A 22,041-nucleotide genomic window follows, 5' to 3' on the forward strand; every position below is an offset into this window, starting at 1 on the left:
TGGCTAGATCCGTCGCCTTTGGGGAATGCCGAAAGCTGACAGTCGGCTAGCCGCTCGCGCTCGGCCAGATGAAACCAGCGCCCCAATCGAGCAGCTGATCCGTGATCTTCAGCGCGCCGTCTACCGGCTCGATCCGGTAGACCGTCTCGCCGACATGTTTGCCGATGGCAATGTCGAGCGCGCCGCCCTGGGGATGCGGGACGGTGAAGCAAACTGCCTTCATGTCCGGGTCATGGTCGGACGGCCAACCGAGCGAACTCGGTTCCCAATAGCTGTCGTTGCGCGCCCAGTAGCGCTGGTAGATAGCGAGTTTGCGGGCCATCAGCTCGCGCAGGAGGCCGTCCTCATCGCTGCGTTCGTGGTGTTCGCGGTCGATCGGGAGCATTTCGGCATCATAGGCCGTCACCAGCGCATGGGCCGCCTCCAACATGTTTTCGTCGATCGGCGCCGCGGCGCGGGGCTTGCGGGCCGGTTCGTCGAAGCGAAGCGAGAGGAACACAGATGTCGAGCCGTTGACGATGGCGCGATAGACGCCGTCGGCGCCGCCCGCCCGGGCGGCGAAGGCGAGCAGGGGCATCAAGTCGTCGAAGACGACGGTCTGGGTCGGTGTCTTCAGAGCGACGAAGCCCAGCCGTTCGCCCTCGGCCTTCGCGCGTCCGGCATCCTCGCAGATTGCCGGCAGGAGGGAAGGATTGGCCCAGGCCCACAGGAAGCTGCGGTCGCGTGGATCGAAACTGCCGAGGATTTGCGCATGGGCAGCGATCGTGCGGCCGCGCATGAACTTCAGGGTAAGCCGACCGCTGTCCTGATCGAAATCATAACTGCGCTCGAGACCGAGCCCCCGTTCGCGGGCGAGGCGGATATTCTGCCCGATGAGCCAGTCGCAGGCTTCGCGGAGGCGCGGCGCCATGCTGTCGTCGGGGACAAGCGCGGGAAAGGCGGGAGTATCGGCGCCGTCTTCGGCCAGCGACAGCGTTTGCGTCGCCCGCGTGATGCGCCCTTGCTCGTCGCGCTCGACGCCGCCCGCGGGCGGCTCTGCGGTTTGGTCCCCGCTCATCAACTTCCGCAGCCATTCCAGCATGTGCCATCTCCCTTATCCGAGCGCCCTGTTGCCAATTAGATAGTTGCAATGACACCGCGACGACGATCGGGAAAGCCGCTCGTTTCGCGCAAAACCTATGGCTCTTCTCGAAGAGTTATTGCCCTATTTCTGTTCAATATTTGGTTAATCTTCAGTTAACCTAATGAGATATCGCGACGGATTACAATAATTAACAAATTTTTTGACAGTAATATCCGACGCATGCGCGCCTTTTACAATTGTTGACTTACGCTCTCACTCAATCCGGTGATAGGGGCGCCGCCTCGTCTGAGGGGCATAGATAGTAGGTGACTGAATGCACCGGCCTCGATTGGACCAAGCATCAATTAAGGGGCTTACGACAATGCAAGCATTTTATCTCGGATCTCTATCGGCCGCTGCGGTTGGCGATGATCAGGAACGCGCCCAACGCCGGGCACCGTCAAGTGGCGGGCGCGGCGGGCGCCTGACCAAGTGGAAGGGCATCGTGGCGAGCGTAGCGCCAACGACGACGCTGGTTCTGGCCGGACTTGCCGGCGCAAGTCCCGCGATGGCGGGGGATTGCGGTCCCGCTTCGCCCGGCGCCACGATCACCTGCACTGCGGCCACCTTCAATCCGGTGCCCGGTGGCAATATCTCATACGAAAATGGCGTCGACGGTCTGACGCTTATCCTCAACGATCCGAACCTGACGGTCACGCCTGATCCGGCGACGATCGGCGGCGCCGTCCGGGTGAGGAATAGCGCGACGTCAAGCGCTGACGTTTCGGTCCAGGGAACGCGTTTTGGTACCCTTGCGACCACGACTTTTAACGGCGGACACGCAATCTCTGTATTCAACCTGGGTCTTGGCGGCTCCGCCGGCACGATAGGCGACGGCAATGTCTCGACCACCGGAATGAATTCGAACGGCATGTTTGTGGGCGTCCAAAACGCTGCCTCGCAGGGGATCGCCACCGCAACGATGTCGGGCGGCACCATCACCACCAGCGGGTCCTTCTCGCGCGGCATCTGGGCATGGAGCAGCGGCCTTGGCGATGCAGCGGCAACGCTGAAGGCCGGTGAAATCACCACCTCCGGGTTCAATGCGGTCGGTGTCATGGCGGACATCAGAAACCCCAACTCCGAAGGGACCGTGACGGCAAGCATGGAGGGCGGCTCGGTCGCGACAATCGGCACCTCTTCGCAAGGCGTCCAGTCGTGGAACCAGGGACTGGGCGACGCGATTGCCGCGCAGAGCGGCGGTGACATATCGACCCAAGGGGCCCAAGCCCATGGCATCTGGGCGCACAGCGATCAGACGGGCGATGCGACTGTCGGCATGACGGGCGGCGCGCTTGCGACCGCCGGCGACGCCGCGCACGGCATCTATGCGCTCTCGAACGGCGGCGATGCGGGCGTTGCCGTGAGCGATGGTATGGTTGCGGCCGCCGGTGCCGGCTCTGACGGCGTACGGGCTCAGAGCACTTCGGGCACCTACGCCGCGTCCTTGACGGGAGGCTCGGTAACCGGAGGCACGGGTTCCGCAGCGGCTGTCCACACGATTGCGGCCGCGGGCGGGACGATCGACATTGGCGCGGCCGCCGTGGCCGACGGTTCGGCGTCGGGAATCGCGATCCGCGATGGCGACCTCAACGGCGACGGCATCGACGAAATCGGCGGCAACGCCGTTGTGACGACCGCCGGCACGGTGACCGGCGACGCCATCCTCGGCCTGGGCGACGACAGGTTCGCCCTGACCGGCGGGAGCTTCACCGGCGACGTCTACGGCGACGACACCGTCACCAGCGCGAATGATGGCGGCGATGCCTTCGTGTGGAGTGGCGGGACGCTGACCGGCGGCTTCCACGGCCAGAACGGCACGGACACGGCGATCGTCTCGGCCGCCGGCTATGACGGGTCGCAGCGTCTGGATGGCGGCGACGACCTTGCGACGGCCGATGGCTGGAATGACCGGCTGACCCTGCAAGGTGTGACGGCGAGTGCTCCCGGCGCGAATATCGTCAACTGGGAGATTGTGACGCTCGATGCGGCCAACCTGACCATTTCGGACGGCGCGCTCGCAGTGGGTTCGGATCCGGGCACGGGTCTCTACCTCACCAACGGTTCGAACCTCGATGGCCTCAACACCTATACCCAGACCGGCAACATGTCGATCGATCCCACCTCGACCTTTATCGGCACGGGCGGCGGCGCCGGGGTCTATACCTTCAACGGAACCGTGACCAACCTTGGCACTATCACCACCGTCGATGGCGCGGTGGGCGACAAGGTCGTCGTCAACGGCAACTATGCGGGCGGCGGGAAGCTGCTGTTCGACACCAATGTTGCCGCCGGCAAGACCGACACCATGGCGGTGAGCGGGACGGCGAGCGGGACGACCAACGTCGACCTCAACATCGTCCAGCACGGGATCGTTGCGGGCGGATTCCTCCCGGTCGTGACCGTCGACGGCGGTACGCCCGCGGCGGGCGCGTTCGTCTCGACCTCGCTGCCTACGACCGGGTTCATCACTCAGAAGTTCGTGCAGAACCCGGCCAATGCCCACCAGTTCGGCATCCAGCAGTCGGTCAACCCCGGCGCGGTCCAGCTCGCCTCGCTCTCGACGCTGGCGGGCAGTGTCTCGGCGATGCTCGATGCCCCCTTCATCGTCGACCGGCGCGACCGCGAGCGTCAGGTCAGTCTGTGGATGCGCAATGGCGGCGGCAGCTTCGACCAGAACCTCACTACCAGCTTCGGCGCACCGGGCTTCGCCACGAACTTGAGCGACCGGGTGCGGACCGACTATTGGACCGCCCAACTGGGTCTCGATTATGGCGTGCTCGAGATGGGCGGGGGCGGGCTCGACCTGCATATCGGTCTGGCCGGCGGGTTCTACGGCGCCGACGCCCGCGGAGCGAGCGGTCTTACCAAGGTCGAAGCCAATTTCTTTGGCGGTTATGCGAACCTCCAGAGCCGCGACTTCAGCCTCGATGCGACGGTGCGGCACGAATGGCGTGACTATACCATGGCGAACCCGAGCCTGTTCGCCGCCGGCCGCGCCAAAACCGATGGCACCGCCTGGGCGGGTTCGGTTGCCGGCAGCTACACCTTCCATCTTGGCAAGAAGGTCAAATTGGTGCCGTCGGCCTCCTATGCCTGGGCGTCGAGCCGTGTGGATCCCTTTGTCGTCGACAGCCTGACCACGGTGACCCCGGCGAACGATCGCCAGGGCCTGGGGCGCTTCGGGGCCAAGCTGGTCTGGGGCGAAGCCAACGCTAACTGGGCGCCCGAGGGCGAACGGAAGTTCACGATGAGTCCCTATGTCGGGGTCTATGCGCTGCGCAACTTCTCGCGAACCGAAGCGGGCAGCGCAAGCTTCGGCGCCTCGGCCGTCGCCATGGAGACCACCGGGTTCAAGAATGCCGTACAATATAGCGCCGGCATCAGCGGGCGCGACGCCACGGGCAAGGTCAATGTGTTCCTCCAGGGCAGCCTCAGCCGCGGCGATGGCCTGAAGGCGGCGGCGCTCAGCGGCGGCTTGCGGTTCAACTTCTGAAACGCCGGCCCGAAGGGCAACAGGTTCGCGAAGGCCGGTCTCGACACCTTGTCGGGCGGCCGGTGAACTGAAGAACCGGACGGATATGCCTTCTTCCCTCGGCAATCCGTCCCGCGGGAGACGGTCAGGCACAGGCCGTCTCCCGCCCCATCCCTGCCGAACGGCGGAACAGCGACAGCGGGCCCCTGCGCCCTGATCGCTGGTCCGTCGTCCGGTAGAATGTTCGAGCCGCTCGCCGCGCTCCTGAACAGAAAAGCTGGAATCGGCAAGGTCGCGGTTCACGATCCTTTACGTGACGGCGAAGCCGGACGGCTGACAGCCAGCCGGCGTGCGGTTTCTCTGCGCATGTCGATCTCGTTGCGCTGTCCGGCCTCTCGCGTCGCCCCCGCCGCTCGGGGAAGCACCCCTCCTTGTCGCCTTCTGCGGGCCGCGGATCGCCTCGGGCCGTCAACCCCTGGCGGGGTTAGCCCTTCGCTTCGCTCCGGTGACGGCGGCTCCCGGCCCCTTCGGTGGGCGCCATCGGGGAATGTCCCCCGAGCCACCAAGGAGTATCGAACATGGCCACCATCGCAAATCTCACCGTCAAGGCCGACGGCAGCTTCGAAGGCACGCTCGCCACCCTCAACGTCACCGCACCGATCGCGATCGTCCCCAACGGCCGCAAGACCAAGGACAGCGAGCCCGATTACCGGATCGTCAGCAAGAAGAACGGCTTCGAGCTCGGCGCCGGCTGGGTCCGCACCGCGCAGGCGACGGGCGCCGAATATGTCTCGGTCTCGTTGTCCGCCCCCGAATTCGGGACGATCTACGGTAATATCGCCAACGCACCCGGCGACGACCCGATGAAGAAAGTCATCATCTGGAATCCGCCGGGCTGATCGGCCGCCGGTCCCGCCTTCGCGGGACCGGCTATGTCTTGCCGAGTTGCTCGGCGCCTGACCGAATGAAGGATCCCAGGACCCCGTCGATCGCCTCTTTCAGGTCGGCGGGTTTGTCATCAGTGAGGTTTCCCAACGCTTGGGCCAGCTCGATCAGGAGCGGCTTCAGAACGGCGGACGAGCTCTGAACGCGTGCGAACATGCGTATGCCGAGCGCGGCGTGACCGAGGAACTTCATGTTGAGCCTGGTGATGTCGGCGACTATGTCCTCCGTGACCGCCTCCGCCGGCGCGACGAACGCGCTGCCCGTCCAGTCGACATAAAGGGCGTCATTCTTGTTCTTGTTCGATCTCTGGTGGAAACCATCCTGCATTTTCTTGAAGGCGGCGGAGGAAGCGTCCCAGTCCCCGCTTTCGCGGGCCGCAATCTCTTCCGCGGATGACGCGAGCATATAGGCGTTCAGCTTGTTCTTCGCGGCGTGACTTCTGAACGCCTTACCGATCTGCTCCCGATCGCCTTCCTTCTCGAGCAACTGGCTCATCGCCCATCCCCCGAGATATTCGACTTTCGAGCATTCCTCGATCGAGATCTGGTGGAGACAAAGCGCCCGCGCGCGAGAACCGTGCGCCGCCAGCAGCTGAGCCTCGCCGAACAGCGCTTCGGCATTGTCGAAGGCTTTTTGCGCCCCGTCGATCAGCAACTCCAGCGAAAGCCCGTTGGATTCCGCCTTTGCGGGCGCGGCTTTCTTCTCGCTTTTCATGCTTCGATCCATTCGCTTGTGGGTGGCATCGGGGACCGTCCCGCGATGGCCGACGCCGCATCGGAAATAACGGCGGATCGTGCAACCGGTGATCGTCGCGAAGCCGGACGGTGTTCAGGCCGTTGCGTCTTCCCGCGCGGCACCATCCCGCTCTCGATGGCCGCTGATCCCTGGGCGCGAGGCCCTGCCTCCTTCAATCAACCCGCGAGGGGTCCGCTACGCTGCGCGTGCGGCCTTCGCTTCGCTCAGGTGATTGCGGCACGCCCCCGGCCGGCGGGGCGACTGTCGAGCGGGAATGGACCCGCTCCCGGACAGGAGCCTCGAAATGCCGCTTTCAACCGCCCAATCGCTCGGCTGGAACCTCGCCCGCACGATGATGACGATCATCGTCCTTGTCGAAACCACCAGCGGATATTCTGTCATGCCTCTCGACGAGTTCGACGGCGATCCCGCATGCATCGTCTGCGAATATGACCCGTTCAGCCGCTGATCGCGCCAATCGCTTCCCAAGGCGGACCGAATTTCGGTTCCCCCTTGGTGCGAAAATGCCAAACCGGCAAGGCAAGCCGCGCTGCGGTTGTGGAGGAAAGCGCGTCCTTTGGAAGGACGCTCATGACCTTTTTGTTGATCCTCGGCGCTATCGCACTCTTCTATCTTGTCTGGTTGCTGTTCCGGCTGGCGACGCTCGCGCTGCCTTTGTCCGCGGGTCTCGCCGCCGCGACGCTCATGACCGAACGCGATTTCTCGCTCCCCGCCTCGCTTGCGGCGGGATTCGCGGCAGGGCTTCTGCTCCTGGCAATCGGTCGATTGATCTTCACATCTTCGATATCGCCGCTGATACGGACGGGCGTCGCCATCATGTTCGCGGCGCCGGCCGCCTTTGCCGGCTATCTGATGGTGCGCGGCCTTGCCGGTCTTGCTGTCGGGGAGGGGATCGCCCTCAGCCTCCTGTCACTGGTCGGCGGGATAATGGCAGCATCGTCGTCGTGGCGAAGTCTTGTCGATGGCGCCGAGGGCCCCGAATCCGGTCCGGACTCGGCATCGATCCCTGGGCGAGCAAGGCTCACCGCGGCGACTGAACTGGCTGCTATGCGATCGCGATGACGGGCCTCGTCGTACGGATTGGCGAGAGCGATACCGTGCCGCGACCTTGAACCACTCACCTTCGATTGGCCTTTCCGGGCATTGCCGCGCCGCTGCGGCCTCGTGGCATGCGCAATCTGTCGGCAAGCCGCTGTGCTGGCCCGGCTTGCCGCAACGGCGAGGAGCCGCCTTTCTTCCCCCGGCGTGCCGCCGTTCCCCGCGAGACAAGAAAGGCGGTCCCTCGCCATCCTTCGCTTCGCTGCGGTCCTGGCGGATGCGGCGCCTGTCCCTTGCCGAGCATCGATGCGCATCGAGGCCGCGATCGGCGCGGCCTTCGACGCCAGGAAAGGAAATCGAAATGGCACGTATCGGCAAGTTCAAGAAAGTCTCGGGCGAGTATCGCGGCGAAATCGTCACGCTCTCGGTCCAGGCGAAGGGCATTCGCATCGCACCCGAAGACAATCCCAGCGGCAACGCCCCCAGCCACCGCGTCTTCGTCGGCGATGCCGAGGTCGGGGCCGCCTGGCAGAAGCGCACCCAGGACGACCGGCCCTATCTCTCGGTCAAGCTCGACGATCCGAGTTTCACGGCGCCGATATTCGCGCAGCTCTTCGACGGTGAGGCTGGCGAATTCGACCTCGTCTGGAGCCGTCAGAACCGCCGCGGCGACTGAACCCGCGGAAACGGACCACCCGGCGCCCGCCGCCGGGCGGTCCCCTTTTGTGGGGATGCACCGCCCAAGGAATGGTGATTTTGCCGATGCGGACTTGACGTCAAGCTGAACCTTCACGTCAAGGGAGGCGCCCGTGATCGGCAGAGGGGAGGGCGGCAAGCAACCCGTTCCCCTCGACTTCCCGGGCTTCGCGCAGGAGTTCCTCCGGCGCAGCCCCGCGTATCGCGCCTATTTCCGCGAGACGGCGGCCGACTTGCTGCGGCGACCGGCATCGCTTCAGGAGGACATGACCCGGCGCTGGGGTCTTTCCTATCCGTTGTCGCCCGACATGCCGGCCGCGGCGGAGCCCGCGCTATGGACGCCGTCGGCCTCGGCCTTCACGACTATTGTCGCCAGCACTCCGGTGGGATCAGGCATCGCGTCGTCCCGGATAGCCGACTGGCCCGCCATTCTGGTCGATCGCCCGCTTCGCGGCGGTCGCTTTCTGATCCTCGATGACAAGGACGGACCGCATCGCATCTGGCTGTGCAGCGAAGGTGAAGGAGTGCCGCTCGCTTATGTCATTCCCTACGATGCCGCCGCCGAACTGCGCCTCGAGACCGCGCGGCGGCTCGGCCGCCGCCTGGCCGGCGCGCCGCCCGTGCGCGCGCTGAACGGACATCGTCCATCGCCCTTCCAGCGGCACCGGCTCGGGCAGCTTCTCGCCATCCTCGACGCAGTCGATCCCCGGGGTGCACGACCGGCGACCACTTACGAAGTCGCGCGGCAAATCGTCTATCCCGCGATGACGGTGGGCCGCGGGGCGGAGTGGAAAACCTCCTCGGAGCGGCGCCACACCCAGCGGCTCATCGACGAGGCGCGCGAACTGAGGGACGGCGGCTATCGCCGCCTGCTCCTTGGCCGGGTGCGGGGGGCGACAAAAAGCGGCGGCTCAAAATAGCCGCTCCGGCCGCCGCGCGTCTTTCCGCCATTGTCCGCCACGGGCCCTCGCGATCGCATGCGGCGGCCGAAGCAGCGAAGGAGGACGCCAATGCACCCTGCTCCCGTATTTATCGGTCCGCGCTATCTCAAAACCCCCGACGCCGCCGTCCATCTCGGCCTGTCGGCGCGAACGCTGGAAAAGCATCGCTGCTTCGGCACCGGCCCCATTTATCGAAAGCTTGGCGGACGGATCGTCTACGCGATCGACGACCTCGATGCATGGGCCGAGATCGGGCGGCGGCGCTCGACGTCCGACCCGGGCACGGGAACCGTGCATCCCGCGCGGCCGGTGCGCCGCTGATGTCTCGCGCTGCTATTCCGGCGCGAACCTGCGGCCATTTCGTGGGCGCAGCGCCGGCCGCCGTCGGGGTGTCCGGAAACGGGCTGACCGACGTCGAACTGACATGGATCGAGCAGCACCTCGGACAGTCGATACGCTTCGGCCGGGTCGCGGCGGAGCGCATCGCCGGGAGCCGGACGCGCATCGTCTCGTTCCGGCCCGGTACGATTTTCGCGCTGGTGCGCTGGACGTCGAACGATTTCGGAACCGTGCACGCGAGCCTTGCGATCATCGCCGCGCGGGCGCCCGAAGAGCCCTTCGACACGCATCCGTTCGTGCGTCCGGGCGGCGACATCCTGCTGCGTATCGACGGACGGCAACAGGTTCGGACCGTCGTCGGCGCGATCGATGCGGTCGATGCGGCGGGCATCGATCCGTGCGACGCGGCCCCCGATCATTGGCGCCATGTCGGCAGCCGCCTTGCCGCCAACCTGCCGTTCCGGCCCTATGGCACCGAACGCCACGCCGGCTGGCTACAGCGCAAGGCGCGCGAGTCATGAGCCGGGCATGGCTGCAGGCCACCATCGGCTTCGGCGCCCTGTTCGCGGGGCTGTTCGGCGCAGTCGCGGCGCTTGCGCCGCAGCCTCGCCTCCTCTGGAATGCAAGCGCCAGCGTGCCGGTCGGGCTCTATCGCCTCGTCGCGGAACCCCGTCCGGCGCCGGGCGACCTGGTCGCCATCGCGCCGCCGGCGCCCGTCGCCGCGCTGCTCGCGCGTCGCGGCTATCTTCCGCGCGGCGTGCCGCTGCTGAAGCGTGTTGCGGCCGCGGAGGGCGCGCTGGTCTGCCGCAGCGGGAGCTTTGTCACGATCGACGGGGCGTTCGCGGGGCGCGTGCTGACGCGCGACCGCGCCGGCCGGCCGCTGCCATATTGGATCGGCTGCCGCCAGCTCAGGAGCGGCGAGCTGTTCCTGCTCGGCAGCGCGCCGGGCAGCCTCGACAGCCGATATTTCGGGGCGCTGCCGGCCGCCGGCGTCGTCGGTATCGCGCACCCGCTCCTCGTCCGCGACGCGCCGGGCGCGCGCCTGCGCTGGCGCACCGCGTCGGCTCGGGCCTTTGCTTCACCGCAGACCGAGGGGGGGCGGCGATGATTGCAGCACGCATCGCCGCGGCCGCATTGGTCGCCCTCGCGCCGCTTGGCTGCCGCGCGGCGGCTGCGTCGCCGGCATCCCCGGCGAGCGGCCATGCGCATCCCTATGCCGCCCATGTGACGGAGGCATCGCAGCGTTTCGGCATACCGGAGGCGTGGATCTGGCGCGTAATGCACACCGAGAGCCGCGGCAACCGGCGCGCGGTCTCGCCCGTCGGCGCGATGGGCCTGATGCAGATCATGCCCGGAACCTGGGCGATGCTGAGCGCTCGCCATCGGCTTGGCGCGGATCCGTTCGACGCTCGCATGAATATCCTCGCGGGTGCGGCCTATCTGCGTGCGATGTGGGATCGCTACCGCGATGTCCGGTTGATGCTTGCCGCCTATAATGCGGGCCCCGGGCGCGCCGATGCCTATGCAGCCGGGCGCCGCCGCCTTCCCGCTGAAACCAGGGCCTATGTCGCACAGATTGTGTCGTCGCTCGGCGTCTCGGGCGTGTCCCCGGCTGCACCGGCGCGGCCTTGGGATTCGCCGAATTGGCGCGATGCGTCGCTCTTCACGGCGCAATCGGAGCGCGAAAAATTTGCTCGGGAACCGGGAATCCGGCTGCATCCGGCGCGCGAAGCCACTGCGGCCGACGGTCCTTTGTCTGATGCGACTTCGCCGCTCTTCGTCGCGCTCTCGGGGGACGGACAATGACGATACCGCGGATTTCTCTCGGGCCTGAATCGGTCGCGAGTGACGGAAGATTGCGGGGCCGCGATGCTGCGCATCGGACCCATAATTTGAATACACACCTCACGCACGGGTGCATCCAGCTTTTCTGCCGTTTTTCGAGGGTGCGATCCGGATGCGCGGCAGCGGATCGGAGCCGATCCGTCGGACTTCCGCCGAAATTCGAGGGTGCGCGGCGCACCCTCGGGGGAGCTGCGCTATGAAGGCGGTTCAATATTCAGTCCGCCTGCCGATGGCGCTCGACGGGGCCCTTCGCAAACTCGCCGAGCAACAGGATATGACGCCTTACGCGATGCTCCAGCGCAGCGTGAAGGCGGGGATCGCCGCCGAGACACAATCCCCGCTCGCCGACACGAACGGACGCGAACTCATTACCGAGGTGGCGTCGATCGGCACGCGCCTTGCCGACCTCGAGCGGTTGCTGGACCGGACCCTGTTCACGGCCTGTGCCGCTTATTGCTACGCGCGCAGCGCAGCGATGGGCGGCGGCAAGAGCGACGAGATCATCCTCGTCGAAATCAACCGGGCCTATGACCGGCAAATGGGGATCGCGGAGGATCGGTCGTGATCGAGCGTCCTGATCTCCGGCTCCATGCCGATACGCTGCAGCGCCATTATCGCTACAGCCAGACGCGGCGCTTCAGGCGGCATGTCCTGATCATGCTTTCGTCGATCGCGCTCGGCGCACTCGCCGCTCCCTTCCTGCTGCTCGACCCGCGCGTTATGCAGGAGACTGGCACCTATTATCATGCAAAGCTCCTCGTCTGGTTCGCCGGAAGCGGAGGTGGCGATCCCGGGATGACGATCCGCTACGAGGGTGCCGACTATCGGGTGCCCGCGCGCGGGGTCGCGGCCGATCGATATTATCGCCGCGCCGCCGACGTCACCGTCTCGTTCGTGATGCGCGGGAGCATGCTGGGGCTCGCGGCATGGCTGTCGGCCTTGTTCCTCCTTCGCGGGCTTGCGGCTCGCCGGCGCGATCGGGCGCTTCGCGATCATTTCCTCAGCGGCACGATGGTGACGAGCGAAGCCAGGCTCGCGAAGCTGGCGCGATCCGGGGCGAACAAGCGGTCGCTGGCGATCGGCTCCATTTCGCTTCCGCCGCGCCTCGAGACGCGCCATATGGCGATGATCGGCACAACCGGCAGCGGTAAGACCACCGTGCTGCGCCAGATGCTCGACGGGATCGAAGGGCGCGGCGAGGCGGCGCTGGTCTACGACACGAGCGGCGAGTTCATCGCGCATTACTTCGACCCCGAGCGCGGAGACATCATCCTCAATCCCTTCGATGCCCGCTGCGCCTATTGGTCGCCGTTCGCCGAGATCGCCCACCCTGCCGACGCCGACCGCATCGCGCACCAGCTGATCACCGAGACCGGGCAGCATGATCGCGACGTCTGGCTCGAGACCAGCCGTATCCTCGTCGCCAACATGCTTCGCGCGCTGTGGCGCGAGGGCAAGGGCACGCTGCCCGACCTGCTCCACGCTCTCCAGGTGCGGACCAAGGACGACCTCAAGGCCTGGCTTGGCGACAGCTCGTCGGCGCGCACCTTCGCCGACGACGCCGACCGGGCGACGGGCAGCGTGCTCTTCATGCTCACGAAGGCCGCGAACCTGATCCAGTTCCTGCGGATGCAGGACGGGGACGAGAAGCCCTTCTCGTTCCGCGCATTCATCTCCGGCCTCGACGAACGGACGGGGCGCAGGCCCTGGATATTCGTGCCGCGCAAGGAGGATTATTTCGAGGCGTCGAAGCCGCTTCTCGCCTGCTGGCTCGAATGCGCGGCGAGCGCCTTGCTTGGGCTTTCGCCATCGGCGGACCGGCGCGTCTGGTTCCTGCTCGACGAACTCGCCGACCTGCCGCGTGTCGACAATCTTGCGCGGTTGCTCCCCGAGGGGCGCAAGTTCGGGGCAGCGGTCGTGCTGACCTTCCAGGCCATCGGCCAGATGCGGCACCGCTATGGCGACGATCTTGCCGAATCGATGCTCGGTTGCTGCAATACGAAGCTCTTCCTCCAGATGATCGATGGCGAGAGCCGCAAGTGGGCGAGCGACACCATCGGTAGCTGCGAGATGGAAGTCCACACGATGACCGGCGTGCTCGGCGAGGGCGACGACAAGCCGCGAATGACGCTTGGCCGCCAGCGCAAGACCCGGCCTGCGGTGCTCGAAAGCGAGTTGCGCCTGGCGCGGCACGAGGGATATTTGCTGTTCCCCGACGGTCTGCCCGTCGCGCGCATATCGCTCACCGCCGACCACATCGCGCGGCGCGGCGATCCGCGTCAACACGCTTTCGTCGAAGCCAATCCCGCGACCAGCCTGTGGCGGCACGCGCCGGAACCTGCGCCGCCCGAAATTGGTGCGCGCGAAGCCGCCGGGAAGCCGAAACCCAGGCCAAAGGCCAAACCGGCTGCGCCCCCACCCGCCGTCGATGACGGGCCGGTCTGATGGTCGCGTCGGTATCCGCGCTGACCAGCTCGGCGCAGGCCAGCAGCTATTATGAGACCGACGACTATTATGCCGAGGGCGGGCTGTCGCCGTCCGAATGGCAAGGCAAGGGAGCGAGGGAACTTGGCCTTTCGGGCGATGTCGACCGCGATGTCTTTCGGGATCTGCTGGACGGCAAGATCGGCGACCGGCAGCTTGGCACGATCCGCGACGGCCGGCTCGAGCATCGACCCGGGTGGGATATCACCCTGAGTGCGCCGAAGTCGGTGTCGATCATGGCCGAGGTCGCGGGCGATCGGCGACTGATCGCGGCGCATGGGCAAGCGGTGACGACCGCCTTGGCGCATGTGGAAGCGCATATGGCCGCGACCCGTGTCCGGCGCGGCGGCAACGTGGCCCGCGAGGCGACCGGCAATCTTGTTGTCGCCAGCTTTCAGCACGGCACGAGCCGGGCCCAGGACCCGCAGCTTCACACGCACAATGTCATCGTGAACGCGACGCAGGGCGAGGACGGCGCCTGGCGCAGCCTCGAGCCGCGCGCGATCTACCAGCTCCAGAAGCAGATCGGCGCCGTCTACCGGCAGGAGCTGGCGCTCAAGGTCCGCGACCTCGGCTATGAGATCGATACGGCCAGGGACTCGATGTTCGAGATCAGGGGCGTCTCCGCCGACGTGATGGCCGCCTTCAGTACCCGTAGCGCCGAGATCGAAGCTGCGCTTGGCGAACGCGGGACGTCGCGCGAGGCTGCCAGCGCGGCCGAAAAGCAGGTCGCCGCGCTTGATACCCGGCAAGCGAAGGCGACAGCCGACCAGGCCTTGCTTGTTGCCGATTGGCGCGAGACAGCCGATCGGGCCGGTTTCGATGCGAGCGCGCGGCTCGCGCTCGTTCGCGAGGCGAAATCCCGTGCGGAAAGCGCGGCCAGTCTGGCGGCGCGGACGGACGCAGCCGAGCGCGCGGTCGCGCACGCTGCGGACAAGCTCGGTGAACGACAATCGGTCTTTTCGGTCGCCGCCCTCCACGAAGAGGCCGGGCGGGTCGGTTTGGGCAAGGTGGGATACGCCCGGATCGGGGAGGCAATCGCTGCGGCGACGAAGCAGGGCCAGCTGATCGACCGGACATTCGTCGATCGTCGCGGGGCCGAGTTCGCCGGATTCACCACCCGCCAGAATATCGAGGCCGAGACCAGCTTGTTACGGTTCGAAGCCGAGGGGCGCGGCGCCTTTCTTCCGATCGCATCGCCGCTGGCGGCGGCGAAGGCCGTGGCGTCGGCCGCACGCCGGTCCGAGCGCGCCGGCTTCGCCTGGAATGAAGACCAGCGCGCCGCCACCGGGCAGCTTCTCACCAGCCGCAACCGGATCACCGCGGTGCAGGGCTATGCCGGCACTGCCAAAACCACGACGGTGCTCGCGACGTTCGCACGCGAGGCCGAGGCGCGCGGGGTGACGGTCGTAGCTCTGGCGCCGACGGCGTCGGCGGCCGCAGTGCTTGGCGAGGCGCTCGGGACGCGGGGCGACACTGTCGCGCGCCATATGCTCTCGGCCGATCGGTCCCTTCCCGGTCAGCCGGCCGCCTGGATCGTCGACGAGGCTTCGCTGTTATCCGCGCGCGACACGGCGCACCTGTTTGCCCTTGCCGAAGACCATGATGCCCGCATCATTCTGGTCGGAGACGTGAAGCAGCTCGGATCGGTCGAGGCCGGCGCCGCCTTCGCGCAACTGCAAGCGGCAGGCATGGAAACCGCCAAGCTCGGCGAGATCGTCCGGCAGACCAATAGCGCGACCAGGGACGCGGTTCTGGCGTCGATCGAGGGCGACGCGAAAAAGGCGCTCGCCGCCCTTGATCGCGGTGGCGGCGCGATCATCGAGAACGCCGACCGTGCCGAGCGCTTCGCCGCGATCGCCGAGCATTATGCCGGGCTCGACCGGGGGAGTCGCGGCCGCACGCTCGTCGTCGAACCATCGCGCGAGGGCCGCGACGCCTTGACCGCGGATATTCGGGAGGCGCTTATCCGTTCGGGGGCGTTAAGGGGGCCGGCCGTTACCGTGGAGAGCCTGGCCAATAAAGGCCTCACGCGCGCCGAGGCACGCGATCCGCTGAGCTACGATAAGGGCGATGTCGTCCGCTTCGCGCAGGACTATGCCGATAAGGGCGTCGCGCGCGGCGAAGCGTTCCGTGTCGAAGCGATCGATCCGATCAAGGCCGCCCTTGCGCTCAGGTCGGAAGACGGGCGCGAGGTCGATTGGCGGCTGCTCCAATGGGGCGCCGGCAAGGTGCAAGTGTTCGAGGCGCGGCGATTGGAACTGAGGGCCGGTGACAGCATAAGGTTCACGCGCAACGACCGCGACGCGGGTCGGGTGAACGGCGCGCGCCTGGAGGTGACGGCGGTCGATGCCGAGACCAGGACCGCCATCGTTCGGGGCTCGCGCGGACAGATCCAGACCCTGCACCTTGATGCTGCCCGCGACCGGCACATTGCCCACGGTTATGTCGACACGGCCTTCGCAGCGCAGGGCCGCACCGCCGATCATGTCATTGTCCATGCCGACAGCCGCGCCACCAATCTCGTCGACCAGAAGAGTTTCTATGTCGGGATTTCGCGCGCGAAGCAGTCGGCGACCATCTTCACGAATGATCGCGCGAAGCTGGTGTCCGCGATAAACGAACGCGCCGGGACGGTTCAGACAGCAATCGTGCAGGCGGCTATTCCGCCTGCCGCCACCGCCAGGACGTCCGCCGTCGGGCTGGTGCAATCCCTGTCTTCCCGTTTCGGCGCCGGGCTTTAGTCCGCATCTACCAGTTGGGGTATCTCCATGGCCAGCTCGGCAATATCCCGTGCCAGGAGATCGACGGCCTCGAAGCTTGCATCCCAGGCGAACATGAAACGCGCGCTGCCGCCGATGAACGTGTAAAAACGCCAGCCCCGCGCACCGAGATTTTCGAGCAGCCTGTCGGGGGCATGGAGGAACACCGCGTTGGCCTGGACAGGGAAGGCGAGATGCACGCCGGGAAGGCCTTCGACCGCCGCCGCGAGGCGCGCGGCGCAGCGATTTGCATGTTGGGCATTGCGGAGCCAGGCGCCGCTTTCGAACAGGCCGATCCATGGGGCGGCGAGAAAGCGCATTTTCGAAGCGAGCTGTCCTGCCTGCTTGCAGCGATAGTCGAAATCGATCGCGAGCTTCGTGTCGAAGAAGACAATCGCTTCGCCGGCCGCCATGCCGTTTTTCGTGCCGCCGAAGCAGAGCACGTCGACGCCTGAGCGCCAGGTCAGATCGGCCGGCGAACATTGGAGCGTCGCGCACGCGTGCGCGAAACGCGCGCCGTCCATATGGAGCTTGAGACCCAGGTCCCGACAGGTCGCGGCAATCGCACGAATCTCGTCGATCGTGTAGATTTGCCCGGTCTCGGTCGGCTGTGTGATCGTCACGACACGCGGTTTCGGAAAATGAATGTCCGATCGGCTCGCCGCGAGCGCGCGGATCGCCTCAGGGGTCAGTTTTCCGTCGGCGGACTGCACGCCAAGCAGCTTCGAACCGTTCGAGAAGAATTCGGGCGCGCCGCACTCGTCGGTTTCGACGTGCGAACACGAAGAGCAGATGACGCTGTGATAGGATTGACAAAGCGCCGCGAGCGCCAGCGAATTGGCCGCGGTGCCGTTGAAGGCGAAAAAGACTTCGCAGGGCGTGTCGAAAAGCGTCCGAAACGCGTCGGCGGCGCGCTGGGTCCATTCGTCGTCGCCATAAGCGGGCGCCGAGGCCGAGTTCGCGGCGGCCATCGCCTCCCAGGCTTCGGGACAAATACCTGCATAATTGTCGCTGGCGAATTGCTGCGGCCGCGTCGTCATATCGAATTCCTTCCTTCGAGATCGAGGCAGGTCGACGCGCGTGCGGCTTGGGGTCCCGTTGGTTGCCGGTCCGGCCACATCCCCCGCCTGTGACGGGGTACCACCTTGCTCGGGAGCAGGTTGGTGCCGGGCGTCGGCCCGACTCTTGATGTACGCCGCGCCCTAGGCGAGGCGATAATTCCTGTCAATTTCATCGGCCGCTGCCCCACGGATGGGGCATGCAATCGATCCGGCCGCCGCGATACGACACCCCCGGCACGCAATCGGCGGCAAGGAATATCGGGCCGTCGAGGTCGACGATCGAGCAGAACTGGCCGAGCAGGAACGCCGGCGCCATCGCGAGCGAGCTGCCGAGCATATTCCCGACCATCACGTCCAGCCCGAGCTGACGAGCGCGTTGCGCGAGCCGCAGCCCGTCGGTGAGACCGCCGCATTTATCGAGCTTGACGTTCACCGCCTGATATAGCCCGGCGAGCCGCTCAAGATCGGACATCGTCTGGATGCTCTCGTCGGCGGCGACAGGGATTGGCAGGTTAAGGCCGGCGAGCTCCGCATCGCGGCCGACCGCGAAGGGCTGCTCGATCAGACGCACGTCCGCGGCTTCGAGCGCAGGAAGCAGGCGGCAGACGCTCTCGGGCGCCAGGCTGCGATTGGCATCGACCGCGAGCCACACATCGGGGCGCGCCGCGCGCACCGCAGCGACGCGGGATGCGTCGGCCGCGTCGCCCACGAGCTTGATCTTGATAGCGCGCGCTTCGCTATAGAGGACCGCTTTGGCCGCCATTCCATCGGGCGTGTCGCTGCCGATCGTATAGGTTGTGAGCAGCGGGGCTGGCGGCGCGATGCCGAGCAGTTGCCATACCGGCAATCCCATCCGCTTCGCTTGCAGATCCCAGAGCGCGCAATCGAACGCGTTCCGCGCCCCGCCCGCTGGAAAGAGCCGTGCCGAATCGGCGTGGCCAATTCCTCGTGCGATTGTCTCCTTGGCTTCGCGCAGCGCGGCAACGATATCCGACGGCATGTCGCCCCGATAGAAGACGCCGGCCGCCTCGGCATGGCCGACATGGCCATCGGCCTCGAGCCGCAGCACCGCGGTCTCGACCTCTTCGAATATATGGCCCGCGATGCAAAAGGGCTCGGCGAGCGCAAGCCGGGCCAGCTCGACTTCGACATTTGGCGAGCACGGCGCGAGCCGAGCCAGGGCGTCGTCAATTCCGAGCGAATCCAGAGTGGCTGCAGTAAATCCGGCGGTCATGCGATCCGGCTAATTGGTCGTAGGTTTTCTGTCTATGAATTTTAATGACAAAAAACTAGCATGACTTCGCTGCTTTAGCCATTCATCTTCGGGCGTGGCGGCTGGTGACCCGCATAGCCGGTGAATGTCTGGTGAAGCCGCGTCAGCGTTTCCAGCCGCGCTTCGACCTTCGTGCCGATTCGCTTGATCACGCTGTTCACCATCAGGTTCACCGCGCAGACGAGCGCGACCGGCGAGCTCCAGAACATGCCTGATTGCGTCGGAACGGCGAGGACGTGGGGCGTAAAGCGGGGCGCCCAGTCGCAGAATAGGTCGGTGATGACGATCAGCGGAATGCCGTGCTGGCTCGCCTGTTCGGCGATCAGATAGGATTGCCGCGAGTAGCGACGAATGTCGATGACCACGAGGCAGCGATCTGCATCCTCGTCGGTCGCGAAGACGTCGGCATAATTGCCCGCGGTGAGGTCGACGAGCCGGACGCCGTCGCGCATGAATTGCAGATGGTTCGCCAGCAGCATCGCGATTCCGCGCTCGGTCTGGAACCCCGCGATCTGCACCGTGCGTGACCTGGCGAGAAGGTCGGCGGCGGCCGCCCATTGCGGCGTTTCCGCAAGGCGATAGACCGCAAGCAACGATTTCATTTCGCGCTGAATCGAGCCGTCGGCCTCCTCGGGCAGCCCCGGGGCTTCGATAAAGTGCTGCAATTGCTCGCCGACCAGCCAGGGAAAGCCTTCCTCGCTGCTGTCCTTGAGCTCGTTCTTCATCGCCTTGAAATTGCGAAAGCCGAGCTTGCGAGCGAAGCGCCCGATCGTGATCTCGCTGACCCCCGCCTTCTGGGAGAGGGTCATCGCGGTCTCGAACGCGAGCGTCGCATAATGGCCAAGGATATAGACGGCAACGGCACGGTCGGCGGACGAATAGCTATCGAGATCGGCCTGCAAACGCTGGAGCAGCGGAACATTGGGAATCGCTGGGACTTCGGTTGCTGGCCGCGAAACCTGATCTTCACTCCCCGCCATCGTCGTTCCTTGATCCGTCATCTCTGGCGCTATGTCAGAAATATGTTCAAAACTATCAATTGACAGAAATATGTCAACAGGCCTTAATTCTGTCGTACTTCGGCGATGCGGTGCGAAAGCGGGCGCAAGACCGGGCATATCGATTGCCGATCCAGGGGGTGTGTGATGACGATGATACGACAGCCGCATGAGTTCCGTCACCAGCGCCGGCGCGGGGCGCTTCATTTGTTTTGCGCAGGCAGCGCCGTTGCGGCCGCGGCTCTCGCCCCCTCGACGGCGAGCGCGCAAGAGACCGATGCGAACGAAGGCGATGCCATCGTCGTCAGCGGCTACCGCTACCTCAGCGAAGATACGAGCGGCACAACCGGACTTCCGGTGCCGATTGAAAAGGTTCCACAGTCGATCAGTCTCGTCAGCGAAGACTTCCTCGACGCGACCGACGCGAAATCGCTGGGCGATGTCGCGCAATATACGCCGGGGGCGCTGTTCGACGGTAATCCCGGCGGCACGTCGTCGATCGTCAAGCTGCGCGGCTTTGCGGCGGGCAACGCGATCGACGGGCTGAACGTCGGAGCCCTCGATTACGAACCCGATTTCGCGACCCTCGAACGGCTCGAAATCGTCAAGGGGCCGACCTCGGTGGTCTATGGCGCGGCGAACCCGGGCGGCATCATCAACCAGGTCACGAAAGGCGCGAAACCCAACACGCCCTCGCACATCGAACTGCTCGGCGGCTCGTGGGATCGCTGGCGGATCGAAGGCCAGGCCGCGACCTCGCTGAATGCTTCGGGCACGGTCAATCTGATCGGGATCGGCGTCCATGAGGAGGCGGGCAGCTTCATGCAGCGCGTCGATTCATCGAAGACGGTGCTCTACGCGGGGATCGACGCCGAGCTGTCGCCGGGCCTGACCGGTTATGTCCACGGCGGATACGAGCGCTACCGCCGCACCTCGTTCGACGGCATTCCGACCTTGCCCGACGGCTCGCCGGCGCCGGTCGGCCGCTCCTTCTTCATCGGGTCGGGCGATTTCGACCTGGTGACCCCGGTCGTTCGCGTGAACGGCGGGCTCGACTGGGAAGCCTCGTCGGCGCTGTCGGTCAGCCTCAAGGTCAACTATCTCCGCTCGAACACGACCGGCGAGAGCGGCTATGGCTATGATCTGCAGCCGAACGGCGACTTTTTCATCGCGATCAACAAAATCACGAAGAGCGTTACGCAGGCATTCAGCGCGGGCCTCTCGACTGTGTACAAGTTCGACGATCTCGGGCTGACCGACAGCTTCGTAACGGTTGCCGCCAATTACCAGAGCTATGACACGAAACAGGCGGGCACGATTCCCGATACGCCGCAGGGCGATGTCGGCAATATCTTCGACGGCGTCGATGCGATCGAGGCGCTCTTCAACACGCGCACCTATCCCGGCATCTTCGACTACAGCCTGAACCGCCGTCTGCGCTATTTCACCCTGTCGACGCAGGCGAACATCAAGGTTGCCGAACCGCTGACCCTGCTCGCGGGGCTCTCCTGGGCCAAACCCGATGTCAGCAAGCAGTCGGGCACCGGGCCCTGGCAGGATTTCAGCGGCGACAGCCAGACGAGCCTCCGCCTCGCTGCGACGCTGGAGCCGGTACGCGGCCTCAACTTCTACGCATCCTACAGCGAATCCTTCCAGCCGCAGCTCTTCATCGATGCGGCGGGTGACGTCTTGGCGCCGCTCACTGGCGAACAATATGAGGTCGGCGTCAAATACGTGTCGCCCGACCGGCGCCTGCTCCTCACCGGCGCGTTGTTCGACGTCCGGCAGTCCAACCAGGCTCGCTACGACCAGACGATCGATCTCATCGACCGCTACGCGCCGATCGGCAAGGTTCGCCACCGCGGGTTCGAACTGCAAGCGGTCGGCGAGATTGCGAAAGGGTGGCAGGTCAATGCCGGCCTCGCCATCCTCGACCCGACGATCCGGCGCGACGACGATCCGACCCTGATTGGCAAGACCATCACCTTCCTGCCAAAGAGCTCGGCGAGCATCTATACCAGCTACGAGTTCGGGAGTGCCTTCGTCGGCGGCGGCATCCGCTACGTCGACTCGGTGAAGACCGACATCGACCGCGCGACGCGCGATATCCCGTCCTACACGCTGGTCGACGCATCGGCGGGCTATGATTTCGGGCGCTTCCGCGCGCAGATCAACGTCAAGAATCTCTTCGACAAACATTATTTCGTGAACAATTATCAGACGCTGTTCTACGGCAATGTCGTCGGTGAGCCGCGCAGTGTCACGGTTTCGCTCCGCGCGAATTTCTGACCCTGTGCTAGGCGTG

19 protein-coding genes and 1 riboswitch are annotated in these 22,041 nt (G+C 65.7%); of the genes, 14 read left to right on the top strand and 5 right to left on the bottom strand.

The window, feature by feature from the left end:
• Positions 1 to 46 precede the first annotated feature (46 nt).
• On the bottom strand, positions 47 to 1,081 hold the full coding sequence (locus tag VFG17_RS03415; protein WP_325028055.1) for a DUF6882 domain-containing protein: 1,035 nt from the start codon (positions 1,079 to 1,081) through the stop codon (positions 47 to 49).
• Positions 1,082 to 1,568: 487 nt separating this feature from the next.
• Between VFG17_RS03415 and VFG17_RS03420 the strand changes: the two genes are divergently transcribed.
• On the top strand, positions 1,569 to 4,619 hold the full coding sequence (locus tag VFG17_RS03420) for a hypothetical protein (RefSeq protein ID WP_325028056.1): 3,051 nt from the start codon (positions 1,569 to 1,571) through the stop codon (positions 4,617 to 4,619).
• A gap of 557 nt (positions 4,620 to 5,176) precedes the next feature.
• Complete coding sequence (locus tag VFG17_RS03425) at positions 5,177 to 5,497, top strand: DUF736 domain-containing protein (RefSeq protein WP_325028057.1); 321 nt, start codon at positions 5,177 to 5,179, stop codon at positions 5,495 to 5,497.
• A gap of 31 nt (positions 5,498 to 5,528) precedes the next feature.
• Here VFG17_RS03425 and VFG17_RS03430 read toward each other — a convergent pair whose 3' ends face one another.
• On the bottom strand, positions 5,529 to 6,257 hold the full coding sequence (locus tag VFG17_RS03430; RefSeq protein ID WP_325028058.1) for an AbiV family abortive infection protein: 729 nt from the start codon (positions 6,255 to 6,257) through the stop codon (positions 5,529 to 5,531).
• A 325-nt stretch (positions 6,258 to 6,582) separates the two neighbouring features.
• Between VFG17_RS03430 and VFG17_RS03435 the strand changes: the two genes are divergently transcribed.
• From VFG17_RS03435 to mobF, 11 genes are all read left to right on the top strand, one after another.
• A complete protein-coding gene (locus VFG17_RS03435) occupies positions 6,583 to 6,747 on the top strand; it encodes a hypothetical protein (protein ID WP_325028059.1) in 165 nt (54 codons plus the stop codon).
• An 89-nt stretch (positions 6,748 to 6,836) separates the two neighbouring features.
• The gene (locus tag VFG17_RS03440; RefSeq protein WP_325028060.1) at positions 6,837 to 7,361 is read left to right on the top strand and encodes a hypothetical protein; all 525 of its coding nucleotides are present in this window, start codon (positions 6,837 to 6,839) and stop codon (positions 7,359 to 7,361) included.
• Between the two features lie 337 nt (positions 7,362 to 7,698).
• Positions 7,699 to 8,013: a DUF736 domain-containing protein gene (locus tag VFG17_RS03445; protein WP_325028061.1), complete on the top strand. Its 315-nt coding sequence runs from the start codon at positions 7,699 to 7,701 to the stop codon at positions 8,011 to 8,013.
• Positions 8,014 to 8,146: 133 nt separating this feature from the next.
• Positions 8,147 to 8,953: a DUF2285 domain-containing protein gene (locus VFG17_RS03450; RefSeq protein WP_325028062.1), complete on the top strand. Its 807-nt coding sequence runs from the start codon at positions 8,147 to 8,149 to the stop codon at positions 8,951 to 8,953.
• A 90-nt stretch (positions 8,954 to 9,043) separates the two neighbouring features.
• Positions 9,044 to 9,295, top strand: coding sequence for a helix-turn-helix domain-containing protein (locus VFG17_RS03455; RefSeq protein WP_325028063.1), 252 nt, complete (start codon positions 9,044 to 9,046; stop codon positions 9,293 to 9,295).
• Positions 9,295 to 9,834, top strand: a complete 540-nt coding sequence (locus tag VFG17_RS03460) for a DUF2840 domain-containing protein (RefSeq protein WP_325028064.1) — start codon at positions 9,295 to 9,297, stop codon at positions 9,832 to 9,834. Before VFG17_RS03455 ends, VFG17_RS03460 begins: the two co-directional genes overlap by 1 nt.
• The gene (locus VFG17_RS03465) at positions 9,831 to 10,421 is read left to right on the top strand and encodes a S26 family signal peptidase (protein WP_325028065.1); all 591 of its coding nucleotides are present in this window, start codon (positions 9,831 to 9,833) and stop codon (positions 10,419 to 10,421) included. The genes VFG17_RS03460 and VFG17_RS03465 overlap by 4 nt, the downstream gene beginning before the upstream one ends.
• Positions 10,418 to 11,119, top strand: coding sequence for a lytic transglycosylase domain-containing protein (locus VFG17_RS03470; RefSeq protein ID WP_325028066.1), 702 nt, complete (start codon positions 10,418 to 10,420; stop codon positions 11,117 to 11,119). Before VFG17_RS03465 ends, VFG17_RS03470 begins: the two co-directional genes overlap by 4 nt.
• 235 nt (positions 11,120 to 11,354) lie before the next feature.
• A complete protein-coding gene (locus VFG17_RS03475; protein ID WP_325028067.1) occupies positions 11,355 to 11,723 on the top strand; it encodes a hypothetical protein in 369 nt (122 codons plus the stop codon).
• Positions 11,720 to 13,603 carry a type IV secretion system DNA-binding domain-containing protein gene (locus VFG17_RS03480; protein WP_325028068.1) on the top strand — a complete coding sequence of 628 codons (1,884 nt, stop codon included), beginning with the start codon at positions 11,720 to 11,722 and terminating at the stop codon, positions 13,601 to 13,603. The genes VFG17_RS03475 and VFG17_RS03480 overlap by 4 nt, the downstream gene beginning before the upstream one ends.
• Positions 13,603 to 16,386 (top strand): MobF family relaxase, encoded by a 2,784-nt coding sequence (gene mobF, locus VFG17_RS03485; RefSeq protein WP_325028069.1) that lies wholly within the window; start codon positions 13,603 to 13,605, stop codon positions 16,384 to 16,386. The genes VFG17_RS03480 and mobF overlap by 1 nt, the downstream gene beginning before the upstream one ends.
• Here the strand turns inward: mobF and VFG17_RS03490 are convergent.
• The 3 genes from VFG17_RS03490 to VFG17_RS03500 all read right to left on the bottom strand — a co-directional run bounded on the left by VFG17_RS03490 (position 16,383) and on the right by VFG17_RS03500 (position 19,718).
• A complete protein-coding gene (locus tag VFG17_RS03490; protein ID WP_325028070.1) occupies positions 16,383 to 17,444 on the bottom strand; it encodes a low specificity L-threonine aldolase in 1,062 nt (353 codons plus the stop codon). The genes mobF and VFG17_RS03490 overlap by 4 nt on opposite strands.
• A 48-nt stretch (positions 17,445 to 17,492) precedes the next feature.
• Positions 17,493 to 17,601: riboswitch (SAM-I-IV-variant riboswitch) on the bottom strand.
• Between the two features lie 33 nt (positions 17,602 to 17,634).
• Positions 17,635 to 18,699, bottom strand: coding sequence for a dipeptide epimerase (locus VFG17_RS03495; protein ID WP_325028071.1), 1,065 nt, complete (start codon positions 18,697 to 18,699; stop codon positions 17,635 to 17,637).
• A 74-nt stretch (positions 18,700 to 18,773) separates the two neighbouring features.
• Entirely contained in the window at positions 18,774 to 19,718 is a 945-nt protein-coding gene (locus tag VFG17_RS03500) for a MurR/RpiR family transcriptional regulator (protein ID WP_325028072.1), read from the bottom strand.
• 165 nt (positions 19,719 to 19,883) lie between these two features.
• On the opposite strand from VFG17_RS03500, the gene VFG17_RS03505 reads away from it, so the two are divergent.
• Entirely contained in the window at positions 19,884 to 22,025 is a 2,142-nt protein-coding gene (locus VFG17_RS03505; RefSeq protein WP_325028073.1) for a TonB-dependent siderophore receptor, read from the top strand.
• The last annotated feature ends 16 nt before the right edge of the window (positions 22,026 to 22,041 follow it).

Origin of the sequence: Sphingopyxis sp. (genome assembly GCF_035686825.1) — a bacterium.
Taxonomy (GTDB): domain Bacteria; phylum Pseudomonadota; class Alphaproteobacteria; order Sphingomonadales; family Sphingomonadaceae; genus Sphingopyxis.

Coding starts and splice junctions, on each gene's coding strand:
- VFG17_RS03475 (WP_325028067.1), top strand. CDS start 11,355: ATGAAGGCGGTTCAATATTCAGTCCGCCTGCCGATGGCGCTCGACGGG.
- VFG17_RS03470 (WP_325028066.1), top strand. CDS start 10,418: ATGATTGCAGCACGCATCGCCGCGGCCGCATTGGTCGCCCTCGCGCCG.
- VFG17_RS03415 (WP_325028055.1), bottom strand. CDS start 1,081: ATGCTGGAATGGCTGCGGAAGTTGATGAGCGGGGACCAAACCGCAGAG.
- VFG17_RS03430 (WP_325028058.1), bottom strand. CDS start 6,257: ATGAAAAGCGAGAAGAAAGCCGCGCCCGCAAAGGCGGAATCCAACGGG.
- VFG17_RS03455 (WP_325028063.1), top strand. CDS start 9,044: ATGCACCCTGCTCCCGTATTTATCGGTCCGCGCTATCTCAAAACCCCC.
- VFG17_RS03500 (WP_325028072.1), bottom strand. CDS start 19,718: ATGGCGGGGAGTGAAGATCAGGTTTCGCGGCCAGCAACCGAAGTCCCA.
- VFG17_RS03435 (WP_325028059.1), top strand. CDS start 6,583: ATGCCGCTTTCAACCGCCCAATCGCTCGGCTGGAACCTCGCCCGCACG.
- VFG17_RS03505 (WP_325028073.1), top strand. CDS start 19,884: ATGACGATGATACGACAGCCGCATGAGTTCCGTCACCAGCGCCGGCGC.
- VFG17_RS03495 (WP_325028071.1), bottom strand. CDS start 18,699: ATGACCGCCGGATTTACTGCAGCCACTCTGGATTCGCTCGGAATTGAC.
- VFG17_RS03460 (WP_325028064.1), top strand. CDS start 9,295: ATGTCTCGCGCTGCTATTCCGGCGCGAACCTGCGGCCATTTCGTGGGC.
- mobF (WP_325028069.1), top strand. CDS start 13,603: ATGGTCGCGTCGGTATCCGCGCTGACCAGCTCGGCGCAGGCCAGCAGC.
- VFG17_RS03490 (WP_325028070.1), bottom strand. CDS start 17,444: ATGACGACGCGGCCGCAGCAATTCGCCAGCGACAATTATGCAGGTATT.
- VFG17_RS03465 (WP_325028065.1), top strand. CDS start 9,831: ATGAGCCGGGCATGGCTGCAGGCCACCATCGGCTTCGGCGCCCTGTTC.
- VFG17_RS03425 (WP_325028057.1), top strand. CDS start 5,177: ATGGCCACCATCGCAAATCTCACCGTCAAGGCCGACGGCAGCTTCGAA.
- VFG17_RS03445 (WP_325028061.1), top strand. CDS start 7,699: ATGGCACGTATCGGCAAGTTCAAGAAAGTCTCGGGCGAGTATCGCGGC.